Source organism: Trinickia acidisoli (assembly GCF_017315725.1).
GTDB classification, from domain to species: Bacteria; Pseudomonadota; Gammaproteobacteria; order Burkholderiales; family Burkholderiaceae; genus Trinickia; species Trinickia acidisoli.
On the sequence record NZ_JAFLRG010000001.1, the window covers coordinates 2,477,863 to 2,496,425 of the forward strand.

At 59.0% G+C, this 18,563-nt stretch carries 16 protein-coding genes and 1 tRNA gene; 10 read left to right on the plus strand and 7 right to left on the minus strand.

Translation table 11 applies throughout. The features are described 5' to 3' along the window. Window positions 1-86: 86 nt before the first annotated feature. Complete coding sequence (locus J3485_RS11335; protein ID WP_206955767.1) at window positions 87-1,670, minus strand: hypothetical protein; 1,584 nt, start codon at window positions 1,668-1,670, stop codon at window positions 87-89. A gap of 784 nt (window positions 1,671-2,454) precedes the next feature. Between J3485_RS11335 and J3485_RS11340 the strand changes: the two genes are divergently transcribed. The 4 genes from J3485_RS11340 (at window position 2,455) to J3485_RS11355 (ending at window position 7,083) form a co-directional block, all read left to right on the plus strand. After that, window positions 2,455-4,422 carry a hypothetical protein gene (locus tag J3485_RS11340; RefSeq protein ID WP_206952553.1) on the plus strand — a complete coding sequence of 656 codons (1,968 nt, stop codon included), beginning with the start codon at window positions 2,455-2,457 and terminating at the stop codon, window positions 4,420-4,422. Window positions 4,423-4,550: 128 nt separating this feature from the next. Next, window positions 4,551-5,084 carry an acyltransferase gene (locus J3485_RS29275; RefSeq protein ID WP_277991605.1) on the plus strand — a complete coding sequence of 178 codons (534 nt, stop codon included), beginning with the start codon at window positions 4,551-4,553 and terminating at the stop codon, window positions 5,082-5,084. Window positions 5,085-5,140: 56 nt separating this feature from the next. Next, window positions 5,141-6,898 carry a ShlB/FhaC/HecB family hemolysin secretion/activation protein gene (locus J3485_RS11350; protein ID WP_206952554.1) on the plus strand — a complete coding sequence of 586 codons (1,758 nt, stop codon included), beginning with the start codon at window positions 5,141-5,143 and terminating at the stop codon, window positions 6,896-6,898. A 98-nt stretch (window positions 6,899-6,996) separates the two neighbouring features. Continuing rightward, window positions 6,997-7,083, plus strand: a tRNA-Leu gene (locus J3485_RS11355). 293 nt (window positions 7,084-7,376) lie between these two features. Here J3485_RS11355 and J3485_RS11360 read toward each other — a convergent pair. Both J3485_RS11360 and J3485_RS11365 read right to left on the minus strand, forming a co-directional pair. Then, window positions 7,377-8,240, minus strand: a complete 864-nt coding sequence (locus J3485_RS11360; protein WP_206952555.1) for a nucleotidyl transferase AbiEii/AbiGii toxin family protein — start codon at window positions 8,238-8,240, stop codon at window positions 7,377-7,379. Continuing rightward, the gene (locus J3485_RS11365; protein WP_206952556.1) at window positions 8,237-9,319 is read right to left on the minus strand and encodes a type IV toxin-antitoxin system AbiEi family antitoxin; all 1,083 of its coding nucleotides are present in this window, start codon (window positions 9,317-9,319) and stop codon (window positions 8,237-8,239) included. The genes J3485_RS11360 and J3485_RS11365 overlap by 4 nt, the downstream gene beginning before the upstream one ends. 681 nt (window positions 9,320-10,000) lie before the next feature. Between J3485_RS11365 and J3485_RS11370 the strand changes: the two genes are divergently transcribed. Further along, a complete protein-coding gene (locus J3485_RS11370) occupies window positions 10,001-11,098 on the plus strand; it encodes a hypothetical protein (protein WP_206952557.1) in 1,098 nt (365 codons plus the stop codon). Between the two features lie 98 nt (window positions 11,099-11,196). Here the strand turns inward: J3485_RS11370 and J3485_RS11375 are convergent, their stop codons facing one another. Genes J3485_RS11375 through J3485_RS11385 form a run of 3 tightly spaced genes read right to left on the minus strand, consistent with a single transcriptional unit; the run spans window position 11,197 to window position 12,260 of the window. Continuing rightward, complete coding sequence (locus J3485_RS11375) at window positions 11,197-11,589, minus strand: putative PEP-binding protein (RefSeq protein ID WP_309477009.1); 393 nt, start codon at window positions 11,587-11,589, stop codon at window positions 11,197-11,199. 6 nt (window positions 11,590-11,595) lie between these two features. Further along, entirely contained in the window at window positions 11,596-12,018 is a 423-nt protein-coding gene (locus tag J3485_RS11380) for a type II toxin-antitoxin system VapC family toxin (RefSeq protein WP_206952559.1), read from the minus strand. Next, window positions 12,006-12,260: a type II toxin-antitoxin system Phd/YefM family antitoxin gene (locus J3485_RS11385; RefSeq protein ID WP_206952560.1), complete on the minus strand. Its 255-nt coding sequence runs from the start codon at window positions 12,258-12,260 to the stop codon at window positions 12,006-12,008. The genes J3485_RS11380 and J3485_RS11385 overlap by 13 nt, the downstream gene beginning before the upstream one ends. Window positions 12,261-12,495: 235 nt before the next feature. Between J3485_RS11385 and J3485_RS11390 the strand changes: the two genes are divergently transcribed. From J3485_RS11390 to J3485_RS11410, 5 genes are all read left to right on the plus strand, one after another. Beyond that, complete coding sequence (locus J3485_RS11390; RefSeq protein ID WP_206952561.1) at window positions 12,496-12,933, plus strand: MarR family winged helix-turn-helix transcriptional regulator; 438 nt, start codon at window positions 12,496-12,498, stop codon at window positions 12,931-12,933. A gap of 85 nt (window positions 12,934-13,018) precedes the next feature. Further along, window positions 13,019-14,581: a DHA2 family efflux MFS transporter permease subunit gene (locus tag J3485_RS11395; RefSeq protein ID WP_206952562.1), complete on the plus strand. Its 1,563-nt coding sequence runs from the start codon at window positions 13,019-13,021 to the stop codon at window positions 14,579-14,581. Between the two features lie 98 nt (window positions 14,582-14,679). Then, complete coding sequence (locus J3485_RS11400) at window positions 14,680-15,117, plus strand: MarR family winged helix-turn-helix transcriptional regulator (RefSeq protein ID WP_206952563.1); 438 nt, start codon at window positions 14,680-14,682, stop codon at window positions 15,115-15,117. Window positions 15,118-15,168: 51 nt separating this feature from the next. Beyond that, the gene (locus J3485_RS11405) at window positions 15,169-16,677 is read left to right on the plus strand and encodes an efflux transporter outer membrane subunit (RefSeq protein WP_206952564.1); all 1,509 of its coding nucleotides are present in this window, start codon (window positions 15,169-15,171) and stop codon (window positions 16,675-16,677) included. A gap of 34 nt (window positions 16,678-16,711) precedes the next feature. Continuing rightward, window positions 16,712-18,001 carry an HlyD family secretion protein gene (locus J3485_RS11410; RefSeq protein WP_206952565.1) on the plus strand — a complete coding sequence of 430 codons (1,290 nt, stop codon included), beginning with the start codon at window positions 16,712-16,714 and terminating at the stop codon, window positions 17,999-18,001. Here J3485_RS11410 and J3485_RS11415 read toward each other — a convergent pair whose 3' ends face one another. Next, a complete protein-coding gene (locus tag J3485_RS11415) occupies window positions 18,002-18,526 on the minus strand; it encodes a GNAT family N-acetyltransferase (protein WP_206952566.1) in 525 nt (174 codons plus the stop codon). Window positions 18,527-18,563: the final 37 nt, after the last annotated feature.

The following is an 18,563-nucleotide window of genomic DNA, read 5'->3' on the forward strand; positions in this document are numbered from 1 at the left end:
CGGAACAGCCCGAGGCCTGTGCGCAATGCGCCTTGGCCTCGGGCTTTTTTCGCTTTCGATCGCCGTCGAACGAATCGATCCGTTGATCAGTCGTCCGGATTGCTTTGCACGAACGATTGGAACGAGCCGTACGTCGGCTGAATCGGCACGAGGGCGTTCGTCACGATCCCATACGTATCGTCGCCGCTCGTCAGTTCGTAGTACATCACGGACTGAAGGCCCTGCGTCTTGCGCGCCGCGTAGAATTCGCCGAGTTGCTCCGTCACGTAGCTCGAACGGAACGTTTCGGTCTGCGTGGGGCTCGCGTTCCATTCCGTGATCATGAACGGAACACCGTAACGCGCCTTGCAATACGCCGGCAAGTTGAAGCCGGGGCCCGCGCCGTCCGTGCCGATGTCGAAGATATCGCCGTACGGCTCATAGTTGTGCCACGTCGTGATGTCCCAGCGCACGGTCGGGTAGCCGCCCGAGCCGTCCGGCGCGATGCCGTCCCAGAGCATGTCCGATGCCGCGATGTCGGCCACGCAAAAGTTCACGCCGCACTTCGCGCTAGGCTGCACCGATTTGATGCCGGCGATCATCCCGCGAATCGCCCCACGCAGAATCGGCCAGTTCGTGACGTTGAAGTCCGCGTTGTTCGTGCCGGCTGTCGCCGAATTGAGGATGATGGCCGCATCGCGCGAGAGCTCGTTGCCGCATTCGTACATCGTCACGCCATACGGCGCGAGCGCCGTGGCAACCGCCGCCGCGCCCGCATAGTTGGCGCTGTAGGCAGCCGATTCGCTCGTGTAAAGCGTGTTGGTCGAATCGCGCAAGCCGTAGTTGACGAGCGTAAACAGCGTCATGCCCGCGGTTTGGAATGCCTTGGCGAGCGCGATGACCGGGTTCAACTGCGAAGACGTATTGATGCACCCGACGCGATATGTCGTGCAGCCGATCGCTTGCAGCGCCGCCACGACCTGCGTCGGCGTGAACGTGTAATCGTAGTGACCGTTCATGCCGTAGAACGAACCGGGCGTCGCGGCCAAATTGATGCGCGGATCGCTGCAAGGCTTCCAGGTGTTCATCCACGTCAATACGTAGAACTGGCCACCCGTGCCCTCTTGATAAATCATGCCGCCGTACCAGAGCAGCATGCTCACGTTGTACGAGTACGGATCCTTGACGCCGTTCTTATAGATGTATCCGCCCGTCATCGTCCACTCGTTGCTTTGCTTGTCGATGATGTACGAGGCCGGAGGAATGGCCGTGCCGTCGGCCGATGTACCGCCCAGACGCGGATCGAGGCACTGGATCCAGGTCGTGCCGGTGTACTGATAAAACGCCTTGCTCGTGTTTTCCTGGTAGACCGAACCGCCGTACCACAACAGCATGACGACGTTGTACGAGTTCGGATCCTTGACGCCGTTCTTGTAAGGGTAGCCGTTCGACAGTGTCCAAACGTTTGCGCTGTTGTCCACGATCGAGGTGGCCGAGGGCACGGTAGTGCCGTTCGGCGAGGCCGTCGACGTCGCCGCACTGCTCGCGTTCGCGATAGCGCCCATGCCGCTTGCCGCGTTCGCGCTGCTGCCAGGATTGGAACCGCCACTCCCGCCGCCCCCGCAGGCGACCAGAACGTAGCTGCTTGCCGCTGCCGTCAGGCAGCCGAGAAATTGACGTCGTTTCATGATGCAGGTCTCTCTACAGCGTCGAGGGCGAACTCGAGCCGAACGTGTGGTAAACGGGTCAGCCAGCGGCTTTGCGAAGCGAAACCAAGCTTTCCCAGCTAATGCACGAACAACGAATATATTTAGGTGTCCTAACTAAACCCCGAACCTGCAAGCCACAGCCTGGTGCATCGCTTCGTGGGAAGACCCGCTACGTTCGACCCTTCTTCAACACGTCCGAAATGTCTCGATGGGTCAAAGCTGCAACTTGTTGATGCGCAGTATGGGCGAGCGCACAGACTGGCGAAATCAGCGTAGGAGGAACATCACGTAGGTCGTTCGCAAAATGTGTAGGATTCATCCGACATTACGACCCCATGAACCCCCATGAAGTCAAATTTGCCGGAGTGGGTATTTTCGTATCATTTTGTTACGTTTTGGCGGCGATTTCTTACCGATACCACACGGGGTATGCCCTACTTTTCGATTATTGTTTGTAGGAATTTCGGAAATTATTTCGTCTATCGCGCCTGCTTATGCAGGTCGAATTAAAAGATAACGACCCTATATACGGCAAATATTCTCGGGAGGAATGACGATTTCAGTCGCTTTGAAGCGCGTGGGTGATTTTTTTGGGGTACGGGCTTATGTGATCGAACGCACAGAGCCCACATTGTAAGCAGCGGTGCCGCTCGCCACGCTACGTGCCATGCTCTCACCCGCAGCACCGCGGCCGTGCCGGCAAAAGGCACATAGAATGGCCGGATACTCCCGCAGGCATCGAATACCAACGCTAGCGAGGTCATGTTTGATGCAGGCTGCCCAACAACAAGAGCCCCCGAAGAAAGCTAAGCCGAAAGATCGAAGGCCCAAACTGGCTCATGCGTCGCGTCAAGGGAAGCTGACGAAGGCCGCAGCGAAAGAATTCGATGTCGGCCGATTCGCCGAAAGACTGGCGTCGATAAATTTCGCCGGCCACTACAACGAAGCGATCGCCAACAAGCCGCACGAGGTCCGAAGGTGGATGGAGGATAGACTTCCGGGGGGCCCGACACGCGACGAACTCGTGCGATGGGTGAACCAGTGGATCGAAAAATGGCCCCACCAAGACTACGACGACAGAAACGACCGCGATATTAGAAAGCTGATCAAAGACGCCACCAAGTATTTTCTATACGAAGACGAGGCGCTGCGCTGGAGCACGATAGGGCTTGCCTCCTATATGACCGGCGACGTCCCCACCTTGGCCGCAGCCGCCAAGTATGACCCGAAGCTAACCATCAAGATATTGAATGGGCCGAAAACGCCCACGAAGACGGTCCGCACGCTTCACGATGACGAAGGACTGAAGAGCCTGCTCGGCGAAGCAGAAGGCCGCGGCCAATTTCTCGCCACCACGGCTGAGAAGCGCAAACGCAAAGGCACCGCCGACTTATACCGGACGAACTACAATCCGCACACCTCGAACAAAGTGAAGCCATGGAACAAAGAGACGTATCGTGCCACTGACATCGTCGCCGCCAACCTGCCGCACAGGAGAGACGAAATCAGCGGCCTGTTCTTGCCGCGCGATCCCGCTATCAAAGATCAGATCAAGCGCTATAAAGACGAGACGTTTGGTGCGAAACCCTGCATTTTGATCTGGCAGCGGCTCAGCGGCGTAGCTGGCGGCGCGCACCCGGAATTGGACTCGCATCCCAAGGTACTCAAGCAGATCATCAAGTTGCTCTTCAAGAAGTATCCGGATAGGAAGTTCGTCCTGCTCGGCGATCGCACGGACGTCGAGGCCGACGTGAAACACTACACAACGAACGAGTTGAACCACAGCAAACCCATCGACATCGTCGCACTCAATGAATTTTGGAAGGACACGTCGGCGCCCCTCAAATCCCGCAAGCACCAGAACTATTTGATTTCCCTCCTGAGCGAGGAGAGCGACGCACTGTCGATTGGCATGCGCAGCGGCAGCTTGGAGGCAGCGGCCATACTCGGCGTCAACACGATTTATCTCGACGACCGCGGCAGTAGCGCAGCGCCGCGAATGGAAATGTTTGCCGGGGAGCACGCTGCGGTTCGGGACGTTCTAGCCAAACGATATTCCGGTGAGGTGCACGCCCGCGAGCGAGCAACGCGCACCCCACTGTCCAACTACAAACGAGTCGGCACCCGCAATCTACTGGGCGTCAGCGAAGCGGAAGTGGGAAGCACCGCGGGCGAACGCGTCGCCTTCCTCAATAAACTCCTGAATGCAATCGATCAGTACCGCGGCAACGGCGATCACGCTGCAGGAGAAGACAGCATCGAACGTTCAAACAAAGATAACGAAATCAATGACATTGCGCGATCACTCCAAAAATTCCAAGATAGGCCAATGGATTTTGACGACCAGCTATATCGAACGAACGAAATGAGTCAGTACAAAACGCTTAGATCCAAGCTTGAGCATTCGAAGAAAATTTTTGAAGAGAAGACCCATTACGTCTCGCCAGAAGCATCCAACACGTTTCGCGAAGTGATCAAAAGCCAAATCAAGAAAAGCTTTCTGACAAAGCGAGAACTCGATCAAATCGGCTTCCTCGCCGACCACTTGCTTACTCAACCTGCGCTGTCGCTCCTCTCGGTCCGCGACGCGACCCGTGCGGTTTCGAGCGGATCGAAAGACAGCACCCCTCCTTTTTCGCCAACGCCGCAACCGACACCGAAAAATTCGTCGGCGATCGCCCCGGACTTCGTGCAGCTCCAACGATTCTTTTCGGAAGGCCCGCCTCACAAATAGCGACAGGGCGTGGGGAAGCCAGGATTTACGCCAAAACCCCCGCTCTATGCGCCACATAAGGGCCCGAACGAGCCCGCGGCCTTATCGTTGAGCATTGCGGCGCGCGGCGCCGACAAGCAGACGAGACGATGAAGCTACTGACGGCATTCACACGACACTTCTTCATGAGCCTCGGCAATGCGATGCCGACGTACGGCCCTTTCAACCGTATACGCCCTGCGTTCTATCGCAGGGCTGGGATGGCAATCGGCAAAGACGTCACGATCATCGGACCGTTGAGCGTCGAGCTGAGCCTCAATGAGGAGACGATCCGCGGCATCTCGATCGGAGACCGCGCGTACCTGAACGCCGATACGCGGATGGCCTGCCGCAACAGCAGAATTTCGATCGGCGCCGACGTGCAGATCGGGCCGCGGGTATCGTTCGAAACCGCCACGCACGGTCTCGTGTTCGCACCCGAGGTTGGGCGTGGGCTCGACCATCATGAAATCCACGTCGAAGACAAAGTATGGATCGGTGCGGGCGCAACGATTCTGCCCGGCGTGACCATCCATGAGGCGGCAGTCGTCGCCGCGGGTGCCGTCGTGACGAAAAACGTGCCGGCCTATACGCTCGTGGGCGGCGTGCCGGCCCGCAAAATCAAAGACATCGCGCAGGCGTGATACGCACGCTTGTACGAGATGACGGGGGCGACCGACATGACGCAGCAAGCATGCGCATGAAGCGCACTTTGGGAGCAGCGCTGAAATGCGCGAGGCTCACGCTCATCCTGTGGAGCACAGCCGCCTCGGCTCAGTCGTATCGCGACGTGGCCCCCACACCGCCCCCGGCGCCGAGCCGCGCTACTTCGCCCCCCGTCCCGCCGGCCCCGGCGAGCAGCTCGCAACAAGTGGCGGTTACACGATTGAACGGCCTGCTGTTCGTCAGGGACGATGGGCGCACCCTCGTGCGTTCTCAGTCATTGCCCGCCGGCAAACAGATCGCCGAACAGGGCTTGCCCGCGCTCGACGACGCGTTCCTTTCCGGCTTCGCGCACGACATCGGCCAGCCCTTGACGTTCGCGCGACTCGCCGAGATACGCCGCACCGTCATCGAGCGGTTTCGCGCGGCCGGCCAACCGCTCGTCGACGTGTACGTGCCGGAACAGGACGTCAACGACGGCGTCGTGCGCATCGCCGTGGCCGAGTTTCACGTAGGCCAAGTTACCGCGCGCGGCAATCGCTACTTCTCGCAAGCGCAGCTCGTTCGAGAAATGCCCCTGCACCACGGCGGGCCGATCGAGGAATCCGACGTATCGACAGGGCTTGCATTGCTGAACGCCAACCCTTATCGAAGTGTCGACGTGGTCTATGCGCCGGGCCAAGGAACGGACGCAACCGACGTCGTTCTGCAAACGCAAGATCGCCTGCCGCTGCGCGTGAGCGCGGGCTACGACAACGGCGGCGTTGCGCAGTTGGGGCGAGACCGTTTTTTTGCGGGTTTCGACTACGGCAACCTATTCGGCCTCGATCAGCAGATCGCCTATCAATACACGGCGAGCAACGATGTGTTCGGCGGCAACCCCTCGATCGAGGGCCGACCGGATCGGCCTCGCTTCGAAGCGCATTCATTCAACTATTCGGCACCGCTGCCGTGGTTCGATCGCATCGAACTCTTCGGCGTCTATGCGCAGAGCACGCCGCGGCTCGACAACAGCTTCAATCAATCCGGGATTTCCTCGCAGTTCAGTTTCCGCTACGACCGGCACTTGCCCTTCGTCGACGGCTGGCAGCAACAAGTACAGGTGGGCTACGACTTCAAGCGGTCGAACAACGACTTGGAGTTTGGCGGGGTGCAAGTCTTCAACGCCAATACGCACGTGCATCAGTTCCTCTTGACCTACGACGCGACGAAAGCCGATGCGTTGGGCCAGACGCATGCGAACGTCGCATTCGTCGGTAGTCCCGGACATTTGGACGGCGACAACGACGACACGTCGTTTCAGGAAACGCGCAACGGCGCGACGGCACGCTACACCTATTTGCAGTTGCTTGCCGAGCGCAGTCAGTCGATTGCGGCGGGCTTCAGCATTTCTGCCCGCGGGCACTTTCAATGGACGCCCAATACGTTGTTGCCGAGCGAGGAGATGGGATTGGGCGGCGACGATACCTTGCGCGGCTACGAGGTATATAGCGTACAAGGGGATCGCGGGTGGAACGTACAGACCGAGTTGCGCACGTCGGCGTTTGCGTTCTTCGGCAACAGTGGCCCCGCTTTTCAGCCATTTGCGTTCGCCGATGCGGGGCATGTTTGGAACAAGATCGATCAGCCGGGCGAGGTGCAAGCGGGGATGTTGGCGAGCGTCGGCGTGGGCGTACGGTTTCAGTGGTCGAGATTCGTCAATGCGCGGCTGACGTTCGGGCAGCCGTTGCGGGCCGTAGTGCCAGGTGGATCGAGAGCGCCGATGGCACAGGTATTCCTCGTGATCGGGAGCTGATGATCTTGGCCCGATGATTGGCGGTGTGCGATTTTATTGCGGCTGGCGTTGACAGTTGCGCCGGAGTGGCTAGAATAGCGCCTTCGCTTGCAAAGCGAGCCCAGGTGGCGGAATTGGTAGACGCACTAGGTTCAGGTCCTAGCGGTGGCAACATCGTGGAGGTTCGAGTCCTCTCTTGGGCACCAGAAAAATAAATCCAGATCAGCGCTGGATTTGATGTTCGTGAAAAAGCCTGCTTTTGCAGGCTTTTTGCTTTTGGGGCGCACCGAAACGTGCTCGCGTTCTGCAATAAGCCAAGGTCGAATGAGCACGTTTTTGAGTACATGAAAGTTCGGGTCTTGGAAATGTACTCACCGCACGCGTCGCATCGACGTAGCGCTCAAAGTCATGTTTGGGACGGCGAGCCTTGTCCATCGACACAGTACATCGAGAACAGCGCGTTCAGCCCGATACAACGGTTCTCCCGCAATTAGGAAAATCACGGCCCGGGCCAATCTATCAGCCCGATCCTGAATTCAGCCAGCAGATTCTCAACTGCTCCTACCGGATCGCCGGGGCGAGACTCGCCCCGCAGCATATGCATTACCAGCCGACCATGCAGTTGGGGATCAGCCAGGATGTGGACGATCTGTTGCTTGCTCTGCGCAGAAGCGACAGACGCTATATCCAGTCCGAGCAATCTTGAACCGGCGCGCTCGAACACATAATCGCATGCCGCCAGCAACGGCAACTCTTCTCCATAAAGCCTATCGACGTTGCCCGCAGCAGCATAGTTCTCCAGCAGAAATCGGAAATCCACCGCGTCTTTCGGATTGGACTGTCCGCGGTCCAGCCATGCGATCAACTTCGTCATCACGAGACCCGGTATCGACGCAACGGGGATTTCGCAATGATCTGCAATGTGTATAGTCACCGCACTATCCAGCGCTTCGGCGTAGCCCGCTACATTCATCACGATTGCCATATCCGGTGGCCACGCCACCTGCGAGGGGAAAGTCTCGATACCGCCGAACGGCACTAGATCGACCGGAAAGCCGTCCCCGACCGCCGGCGAATAGTGAAGCCGATGCAAAATCTTCGCGTCCGGTCGGAAGGTGGGCTCCTGAAGAAGCGCGGCTCTGAGCGCTTCGAATGCCGGCCAACTCCCGATGGCCATCGCGAAATCGATGTCAGGACTGGCGCGGTTGAGAGGGAAGCCATGAAGGTGGTACATCAGAATATCTCGCGCCGTCGCGCCGACAACGAAGTACTGTAGGTTCGTCAGCCGTGCAACGCGGTCCATGATTATGAGCACAGCCCGCTTTCCTTCCGGCAGCGGCGTCTTGAGATGTATCGCCGTCATTCGTCCTGCTCCATCTGGTCGCGAATCAACGCCGCCGCCTCCGCGTTGCGAGGGTCCCTCGTACGCTGGAGATCTGCGTACACGAGCAAAGGTGGCGCCGTCAGTTGTTTCGCCCGCGTCTCGTCGAGACGCCAGAACGCATCGATGATTTCTAGCGTGCCGGCGGGATCGGCGCGCAAGCGGTGTCGCTTCGCCAGAGCCATCATTACAGCCCCTCTTGCCGCAGGTTCGACATAGAGCGTTTGCGAAGCCGGCCGAAGCTGCCCAGCCAGTTTTGCAGCAGCAACCTCCCCGCTCCACCACGCTTGCCGCGCAGGAAGTTCTGCATGCTGCCACCACGACGGATCGCCCACGGCGAACCGTTGCACGTTGAGCTTCGGCAACAGGCGAAGCGGGTAATTGATCGCCCACTCATCCCTCAGGGCGGCCGGGTCGAGCAATCGCCGGTCGTCCGCGCCTGCCAGAAGACCGCGTTCACGTAGATCGTCGAATACACTGCCAACAGTACCAAGCGCCACACCTGCGGACGACGCGATTTCTCGGTACGGACGGTTGACCAGTTCCTGGGCGGATAACAACACAAAAATCATTCGGAGCGCGGAGGCACTCGCGGAGCTGGCAGGTTTTCCCGATCTCGAGGCGAGATGCTTGATCTCTGAGTTCGCCGGCCTGCCTGTCACGAAGATGTACTGACCAGGCGCATGCACATACAGATTACCGGCAAGGTCGATGAACTGTAGACCTTGTTCGACACATTCATCCGCTAATGCCGGTGTCAGGTAGGGAGTGGCTAGAAGGATCGGAAAGTCCGCGATGGCGCCTTTGGCAACGATAGCCCTCACATCCTCCCGCGATTTGATCCGGCCGCAGGCCGCAAGCGTGTATGGCTGGGCAATACCGTTCACTTCCAGCGTGACCCTCCCCTCCCTTGCCGACGCAACGCTTCGCCCTGCCGGACGGAGATCGATGACATGCAACGGAACGCTGAGACGTCCGGTGGCCGCATTAACGAGTTGTCTGAGCAGCGTTTCGGTTGGGCGGTCAAAGTTCGGGAGCCCGGACTGGTTGTCGTTGTTCATAAATCCTGCTTGTTCAAAAAAGATGAGCACACAAACATTATGAACAGGAACGGCGGGGCGTTCAACTTTTCCTTCCGTTCATATATGTCGAACAACAGCGACTGATGAACAAACGCCTTCGCCCCATGGGTGCCGGGGACCGCCGCCTACTCAACGCTCCGTGCCCTAGCGGCCGCTTCGCAGCGGGCACAAGGCCTGTCAATGGCGCACACGTTGCGCCCACGAAACGAAACCGCCATTTCTGAGGGGTCTGCAAATGAGTACATCCGTGATGTTCGTGGCCATGCCACGGACCGGCATGCGTGGCCGCCGCTCTTCTCGGCGAATCGCCCAACTCGGCAAAAACCTCCATCTGGGCCAGCTCGCATAGCTCGTCGCCGGCCATGGACGCGCGGGCCATACCACGCACGCCCTCCGTCGGATATCGCGTTGCTGCGGCATCATCAGATAACGATATAATCAGACAAATTGAAGAATACTTTCATATCAACTATCGCGCGACGCGTCGAGATCACGCGACGCCGCATCGGAACACACAACATTTCTGCCTCGGGGAAAAAGATGATCGTAAGACAACCATTCAAATGCTGCACGTGCGACGCTTCATATGTCGCACGGATTCAAATAGGCTACGGCAGCAATCAAGAACACGTGCTCAATTGTGATCATTGCAATGAGCCAATGATCATTCGACTCGATCTTGATCAAGAAAATGCCGGCATCAAGCTTGGCAAATGCGACAATGTATCTCTCACCGACGATCAAAGTGGAAAACCAATCTATATGTCGTCCGATTTCGTGGCCGACGGAGACAAGGTCAACAATCCGCTCTACTTCGGCTCGTTCGATTTTATGAAAGGAGCATGGGCAGCTCGCCAGGCAAATTCCGACAGCCCAGATAATATTCCGCACCCACCTATTGCCCCCGTCGCCATGGCTGAGGTATGGGAGGATTTGAAGAAAATATGGCGACTCGACAATTCGAAGAAGTTCGCTGTTTCAAGCAAGCTGAAATCTGCATTCGCGCACAGCTATCGCATGGACGAATCGAACCTGGATGACATCATTTACTGGTTCATCAGAAAGCTTTTCAAGGACGCCGGACCCCTTATCCCAGAGGCTAAGTTAGCAATATCGAAAAATGAAGCGGAATTCAAACGCTTCCTTCATTATTACGCACGCAACCTGAAGGAGCACCACTATCGAAGTCATTTCGATATATTTTCTCAATTTTTTGATTGCTTCGATCAATTCGCACAAATCCTGAGTTACACGAGCGAGGGTATAACGCTTCCCAAAAACGCAAAGATCACATCCACGAACTTCGAGAAGGCAAAAAAATTCTACGCAAGCGCGTACGAGTTTTACGCCAGCGCCATTGAGATAATTACAGAGATAAATAACATCTTACTTGATCGTCCATACGATAAGCTTCAAAATATCGATCTCGCGAAATTCGTAATAACAGACAAAGCCACTCGTCGAAATAATCTCTCGAACAATACGACATTCACCGACGCAACCAAAGAATTCGACCATCAAATCCGGAACGCATCATTCCACAACTGGTTTCGCATACTCGACGACAATATGACTATCGAATATCGTTCAGGCGGCACCGGCTCCATACAGAAAATACAATATATCGACTACTTATTAAAGTGTGCCCGCCTATTTCATCAGGTTTGCGAGCTACTCGTGTTGGAAATCTTCTTAAATCATTTGATGCGAAAATGGGCGCTGGTTACCGTAGCCGATAGCTCGCAACCTGCAGCTTAGAATATCTGGCGCAAGCTTCCCCATCCTCATAGCGCGGCGGCTACGGTGTGCGATTTCTCGATGCATGTGGAGCATGCAACGTGGGGCAGGCCAATGGCTTAGCCCGAAATACGGAACGGTTCCGGACGGACAAGCGACAGACGCAAGCCGAAAAACGGATTTCGCTCGCCGTCGATGGTCAGCCCCGCGATCGGCTTGTCCCCGCCTGCATCGAGCGTGCGCACGATGACCGGCCGCCCAGTGGCCCAATTCAGCATGCGGCGATACACGTCGTACTGAAAATCTTCGATCGGCTGCGCGAATTCATCCGCAAAGAGCAATTCCGTGCGGGCGGGACCCGATGCCATCGCAAATGGCGAGAGCATGCGCTGCGCGTCACTAAGATTTTTACGGTGACTCGCGGCGACGAAATTTAGAAGGCCGAGCAGTGATCCGCTCACGCATGGCAATTGCGTGAGGACTTGAAGGGCCGCGCTGCCGAGGTGCGACACTCGCGCTCAATGAGCCGTCTTCGGGGCTTCGATGATTTCGATGACGTCTAGCGCGCGGAAATCATCAGGGTTGCTGGTGAGAAGCGGCAGATGATGTTCATGAGCCTGAGCAGCGATCCAGAGATCGTTATAACGCGGACGCGGGCTACGACCCGCCGCCTTCATCATGATCGCGAGCAGCCCGAATGAACGAGCGGTCTCTCGCGTCACTGCGAGCACCGACATCCGTTCGATGGCACGCAGAAATGCAGTGCGCTGTGCTCGCTCGCGGGCGTCGCTTGGAAGTTGCGCGCCGAGTTCCAATTCGCCAAGCGAGATCGCGGAGACATGGACCAATTGGGACCCAGCGACGTTGTAGATTGCTTCAGCGTCGAGAGCACCTTTACTGAGATCGATCCAAACACATGTATCGACGATTACTTCTGCCACGGATCACGCACCTCGTCGTCGAAATCGGCATTTCGGATATCAGCCATGTACCGATCGGCAACGTCGGGCGGCATCTTTGGGATGCGCTCGAAGGCATCGCGAAGTGTGACAGCCCGCTCAGGCGGGCTGATCGTGCCAAGCACGGTGTTATTGCGGGTGATGGTGACCGATTCCCCGCGCGCCAAGGCGTCGAGCACCTGGTTCGTGCGGCGGGCGAGATCGGTGGCGGTTACTGTGGTCATAAGGGCCTTTGGCACAGGATAGTACGCATTTTACGTAATTTGCGTAATTTGTCCACCGCCATGCCTACCTAGCAGGCTTCTGCGCCGCTCCCAGCGTCGCGTTTGCGCGACAAGTCTGGGCACGATCAATCCTGCCTTGCGCTCCCACGGCCACCCTCCACCCTCGGTGCAAAAAAATCTTTGCATATATCTGATTAGTCAGATATAGTCTGCATCAGAAATGGAGGTATCAGCTATGAGTCACACCCACGAAGACTGCTTTTTCCCGGTCCAGCGCATCATCTTTGCGCTGGACAAAGCCCGCCACCTACTCACCGTGGAAATGGACGTGGCGCTTGCGGGCACGGGCGTCAGTAGTTCGTACGTCGGCGCGCTGCTGCTCCTTTCTCCGGGCATTGCGTGCTCGTCGGCTGGGTTGTCCAAACTGCTGGGCATCAATTCGGGATTTGTCACGCGAATGGTCGACCGCCTGGAAATGCGCGGCTTCGTGCGCCGGGAACGCAACCGTTCGGACCGGCGCGTGGTCAACCTGACGTTGACCGAAGCCGGTCGGAATCTTGCCGCGCGGATAGCGGAGATCGCGCCGGCGGTGTTGAACCGGCGTCTATCGGGCTTTACCTCGCGCGAATTTGCAACCTTATGCCGCCTCCTCGGTAGGTTGCAGGATGAATGAGTTTTTTTGATCAAATATCTGACATATCAGATACATGACGGCAACTTGAGAACAGCCGGCCACCAAGCCTCTTAAAGGACGCAACATGAACCCTTCAACCACCGCGAGCGCGCCTGCCCCATTGACCGGCTGGCAGTTCGCACTGGGTACGTTCGCCGTGGCCCTCGCCACCTTCATGAACGTGCTGGACTCGTCGATCGCCAATGTCGCGATCCCGACGCTCTCGGGCGACCTTGGCGTGTCGGTCGACGAAGGCACGTGGGTCATCACGCTGTTCGCGGCGGCCAACGCGGTATCGATTCCGCTGACCGGCTGGCTCACGCAGCGTGTCGGGCAGGTCAAACTTTTCGTGGCCGCGATCGTGCTGTTCGTGATGGCGTCCGCTGCATGCGGGCTCGCGCCCAACCTGCCGGTCCTGCTCTTGGCGCGCATCGTGCAGGGCGCGGTGGCGGGGCCGCTGGTGCCATTGTCGCAATCGCTCCTGCTTTCGTCGTTTCCGCGGAAAAAAAGCGCGAGCGCGCTGTCGCTATGGGCAATGACCGCAACGGTCGGTCCGATCGCCGGGCCGGCCTTGGGCGGCTGGATCACCGACAACTACAACTGGTCGTGGATCTTCTACATCAACGTGCCTGTAGGCCTCTTCGCCGCCGCGGTGATCTGGGCACTCTATCGAAAGCGCGAAACGCCGTCGCGCAAACTACCGATCGACAAAGTGGGGCTCATGTCGCTGATCGTCTGGGTGGGTGCGTTGCAGATCACACTCGACAAGGGGAAGGATCTCGACTGGTTCAATTCACCGGTCATCTGGACGCTCGCGAGCGTCGCGCTGGTGGGGTTCCTGTTCTTCTTGATCTGGGAGCTGACCGCAGCCAAGCCGATCGTCGACTTGCGCCTGTTCAAAGGACGTAACTTCCTGGGCGGCACCATTGCGATATCGATCGCGTACGCGGTGTTCTTCGCCAACCTCGTGATCCTGCCGACGTGGATTCAGGAATACCTGGGCTACCGGGCCGTCGATGCGGGGCTCGTGACAGCGCCGCTCGGCATCTTCGCCGTGCTTCTCGCGCCGGTGATGGGCAAGATCATGCCGAAATCGGACATGCGGGTACTGGCGACGCTCGCCTTCCTCGGCTTTGCGGGCGTATTCCTGATGCGCTCGTGGTACACGACGGGCATCGACTCTTACACGCTCGTTCTGCCGACACTGCTGCAGGGCATCCCGATGGCGCTATTCTTCACACCACTCACGGCGATCATCCTGTCCGGCTTGCCGCCGGAGAAGATCCCGGCAGCCGCGGGCCTGTCGAACTTCGCGCGGATCTTCGCCGGCGCGGCGGGCACCTCGCTCATGAGCACCATCTGGAACGACCGGACGATCCTGCACCATGCTCGGCTCGCCGAGCAGACTAGCGTGAATAACCCGAACTACATGCATGCGCTCGCCGGTATTCAGACGATGCTGCACGCGAGCCTATTCAAAGCCCAGACCTTTTTCGAAACGCAATTGAGCGCGCAGGCGTCGATGCTCGGTCTGAACGATGTGTTCTGGCTATCCGCCGTGATCTTTGTCGTGATCATTCCGCTCATTTGGATCACAAAGCCCAGCAAGGACGGCGCGACGAGCGCAGCGGGCGCGGGTGGTCACTGAGCAACGCGCCGCCTGGGCAGGGGAAAATCCCAAAAATTGTTCTTGCATAAATCTGACTTTGCAGTTATTGTGTGAGTCACACATCCCGAGGATTTGCCATGAAGCACTACACGTCCGAAAATTTCTCGCTGACGCAAAGCGTCGGGTTCTTGCTGACCAAAGCTCGCAACCTGATCACGGCGGAAATGGATGCGGCCCTCGAGGACCTCGACATCACTGGGCCGCAGATGGGCATCCTCCTCGCGATGCAGCGCGGCCTGGCCTCCACACCATTCGAGCTCTCGAAAATGTTGTCCATCGATACCGGGCTGATGACGCGAATGCTGGACAAACTGGAAACGAAAGGATTGCTGGAGCGCTCGCGCAGCGCGGATGATCGCCGGGTGGTTAACCTGATGCTAACGAAGAAGGGCGAAGTCATTGCGGCCGAGATTCCGAATGTTGCGCCGCACGTGCTGAACGCGCGGTTGAGGAAGTTCACGAAAGTGGAGTTCGAAGAACTGTGCCGTCTGCTCAATAAGTTCATCGGAGAATGAGCACCGCGGTGCTCCCCCTTTTTTTTAATTATTAATCTGACAGGTCAGAAAATGAAATTGCAGATTACTGGATCCGGCAGCGGTGTCCGTGCGATGAAGGTTGGACTGTCGGCGATCTTGGTGGCGGTGCTCTCGGCATGCGCCAACTATGCAGGCATTCATAGCGACCAACGGATGGCCCAGCCGCAAGAGTTCGCGACGACGCAAAGCCTGCCGGCCGAAAGCGGTCACTGGCCGACGGCCGATTGGGCCGACCAGTTCGGCGACGCGCAATTGAAGACCTTGATCGAAGCAGCGCTCAAGGGTAGCCCGACGATTGCGCAGGCGCGCGCCCGCATCGGAGCGGCGCAAGCCTATTCGGAAACCGCGAAGGCCAGCACGATGCCGAGCGTCAATGCCGATTACTCACTGACGCACCAGCAGTTCAGCGGCACGGCGCAAGTGCCGCCGCCCTACGCCGGCAGTTGGCAAACCCAAAACAACGGATTGTTGTCCGCTTCGTACGATCTGGATCTGTGGGGCAAGAATCGCGAGGCGATGAAGGCCGCGCTCTCTCGGGTGCAGGCAAGCGAAGCCGATGCGCAAGTCGTCAAACTCACGCTCACGACCGCAGTCGCCCGCACCTATAACCAGCTTGCGCGACTTTACGTGCTGCACGACATCGCGCAACGCGAAGTCGAGCGTCGCGAACAGATCGATCGCATCACGGCCGATCGCATCGCAACCGGGCTCGATACCGAAGTCGAGCGTAAGACGGCGCAGGCGAATCTCGCGACCGCCCGCTCGGCGCTCGCCGCGATCGACGGCAGCATCCTGACGACGCGCTACCAATTGGCCGCGCTCATGGGCGCAGGCCCGGACCGAGGGCTCGCGATCGCACGGCCTGCGCTGGGCGTTGGCAACGCGGTGCAACTACCGAACAACCTGCCCGCCGACCTCGTGAGCCGCCGCCCGGACATCGTCGCGGCCCGTTGGCGCGTCGATGCATTCACGCACGAAGTGAAAGAAGTCAAGGCCGAGTTCTATCCCGACATCAACCTGAGCGCCGCGATCGGCCTAGACGCGTTCGGCTTCGGCCGCTTCCTGACCGCGGCGAGCCGCACCGCCGGCCTGGGTTCGGCGATCCATCTGCCGATTTTCGACGCGGGTGCGCTGCGAGCGCAATTGAAGGGCCGTTACGCCGATTTTGACGACGCCGTCGCAACCTACAACCAGACGCTGATCAACGCCTTGAGCAACGTGGCGACGCAACTCGCCCATATCCGTTCGAGCGACGTCCAGCTTAGCGATGCGCAAACAGCGCAACGAGCCGCGCGCGAAGCCGACGATCTGGCAATCACGCAATACAAGGCCGGCCTGACGAATCAACTGACCGTACTCAACGCCGACATGAACGCGCTGCGGGCGGATCAGGCCGTCGCCAACTTGCAGATGGACCGGCGCGACCAGCAAATTGCCCTTGCATCGGCGCTCGGCGGCGGCTACGTCGATACGTCGGCCAATACGACACGCAGCGCGAAGTGTGCTGCACCTTCCAACTCCGTCGTCGCCGCGCATTGAATCGGCACGTTCGCAAACTCCCTAGAGAATTGACATGAGCGATACCATCACGACCAACCGCACGAGCGCGGCCCCGGCGCAATCGAACCGCAACGATGCACACGACGCGCCCACCGGAACCTTGCCGAACGCGACACCGCCCGGCGCCTCAGGCAAGCGCAAGCTGTGGCTCGCCCTCCTGGGCATTGGGGTCGCGATCGCGGGTGCAGCGTATGGCGCCTACGACTTCACGTATGGGCAGTATCACGAGGCGACCGACGACGCGTACGTCAACGGCAACCTCGTTCAAATCACGCCGCAAGTGACGGGCACAGTCGACGCCGTCGATGCGGACGACACACAGATCGTGAAAGCGGGCGCCCCGGTCGTCACGCTGGACCCGGCCGATTCGAAGATCGCACTTTTGAACGCCGAAGCGGCGCTCGGCGAGGCCGTGCGAAAGGTGAGCGCGCTCTACGTGAACAACGATTACTACGCAGCCGACGTCGCACAACGCGCGTCGGACTTGGCCCGCGCGCAGGACGATTTGCAACGCCGTGTCGCGGTGGCCAACACCGGTGCGGTGTCGGCGGAAGACGTCGCGCACGCTCGCGATGCCGTGGCCGCCGCTCAGGCAGCGCTCGACGCGGCTCGTCAGCAGGCGCGCTCGAATCGCGCGCTGACCGCCCGCACGTCCATCGAACAGCATCCGGACGTGCGAGCGGCCGCCGCAAGGCTGCGCGACGCCTACCTCGAGTACGCACGCAATACGCTGCCTGCGCCGGTGACGGGATATGTCGCGCAGCGCTCGGTGCAAGTGGGAGAGCGCGTCGCCCCGGGCACGCCGCTGATGTCGATCGTGCCGCTCGACGGCGTATGGGTCGATGCGAACTTCAAGGAAGGACAACTGCGCCGGATGCGCATCGGTGAGCCGGTTACGATGACGTCGGATGTCTACGGTTCGAGCGTCAAATACCACGGACGGGTAATCGGCTTCTCGGCCGGCACGGGCAGTGCGTTCGCAACGTTGCCGGCGCAGAACGCGACCGGCAACTGGATCAAGATCGTGCAGCGCCTGCCGGTGCGTATCGAGCTCGACCAGAAGGAGCTGGAGGTGCATCCGCTTCGCATCGGGCTCTCGATGCAGGTCGACGTCGACACGCATCATGATTCCGGCACGCAGCTCGGTGCGGCTGTCAACACGACCTATCGCACGAATGTGTTTGCGCGGTACGGCGAACAAGCCGATGCGGATATCGCGAAGATCATCGAGCAGAACGAGATGACGGCACAGGCAAAAATTGCAAAGCCGGCCGAGACGAAAGTAGCGATGGCAGCGAATTGATCAACCGCCGCGCAAATCCTCGCGCACGAGACGATAACGCCCGTATCGCATGCCGTCGCTCTCGTCATGGCCCACCCACTGCATGCCCAGTTTCTGGGCCACGCGCAGCGAAGCCTGATTTTCCGCAGCGATATCGGCAATCACGCGCGGCAGTCGAACCGCGCCGAACGCATGCGCCACGAGCGCCCTCGCCGCTTCGCTCGCGATGCCTCGCCCCCACGCCGAACGAATGAGTCGCCATCCAATTTCGACGTCGGGCCCCGCGCCGTGATCGGGGATCAACAAAACCCAGCCGACGAAGCGCTCGGGATCGCTGCGCTCGTACAGGCTCCAGTAACCGAGGCCCGAGGGGTATCGGCGCACGATCCGGTGCTCGACGAATTGCCGGTGAGCGATGGGGTCGCGCCAAGGGCCGACAATGTGACGCGTCACCTCGGGGTCGCGGTCCATTGCGAGGCACGATTCCAGATCGGCGAGCGTACGCTCGCGTATCAATAGCCGGGCAGTGTCGAGCGCAGGAAGCATGGTAGGTGGCGAGGATCGCAACGAATCGACATTATGC

Coding starts and splice junctions, on each gene's coding strand:
- J3485_RS11370 (WP_206952557.1), top strand. CDS start 10,001: ATGATCATTCGACTCGATCTTGATCAAGAAAATGCCGGCATCAAGCTT.
- J3485_RS11395 (WP_206952562.1), top strand. CDS start 13,019: ATGAACCCTTCAACCACCGCGAGCGCGCCTGCCCCATTGACCGGCTGG.
- J3485_RS11360 (WP_206952555.1), bottom strand. CDS start 8,240: ATGACGGCGATACATCTCAAGACGCCGCTGCCGGAAGGAAAGCGGGCT.
- J3485_RS11405 (WP_206952564.1), top strand. CDS start 15,169: ATGAAATTGCAGATTACTGGATCCGGCAGCGGTGTCCGTGCGATGAAG.
- J3485_RS11365 (WP_206952556.1), bottom strand. CDS start 9,319: ATGAACAACGACAACCAGTCCGGGCTCCCGAACTTTGACCGCCCAACC.
- J3485_RS11400 (WP_206952563.1), top strand. CDS start 14,680: ATGAAGCACTACACGTCCGAAAATTTCTCGCTGACGCAAAGCGTCGGG.
- J3485_RS11415 (WP_206952566.1), bottom strand. CDS start 18,526: ATGCTTCCTGCGCTCGACACTGCCCGGCTATTGATACGCGAGCGTACG.
- J3485_RS11385 (WP_206952560.1), bottom strand. CDS start 12,260: ATGACCACAGTAACCGCCACCGATCTCGCCCGCCGCACGAACCAGGTG.
- J3485_RS11410 (WP_206952565.1), top strand. CDS start 16,712: ATGAGCGATACCATCACGACCAACCGCACGAGCGCGGCCCCGGCGCAA.
- J3485_RS29275 (WP_277991605.1), top strand. CDS start 4,551: ATGAAGCTACTGACGGCATTCACACGACACTTCTTCATGAGCCTCGGC.
- J3485_RS11350 (WP_206952554.1), top strand. CDS start 5,141: ATGAAGCGCACTTTGGGAGCAGCGCTGAAATGCGCGAGGCTCACGCTC.
- J3485_RS11390 (WP_206952561.1), top strand. CDS start 12,496: ATGAGTCACACCCACGAAGACTGCTTTTTCCCGGTCCAGCGCATCATC.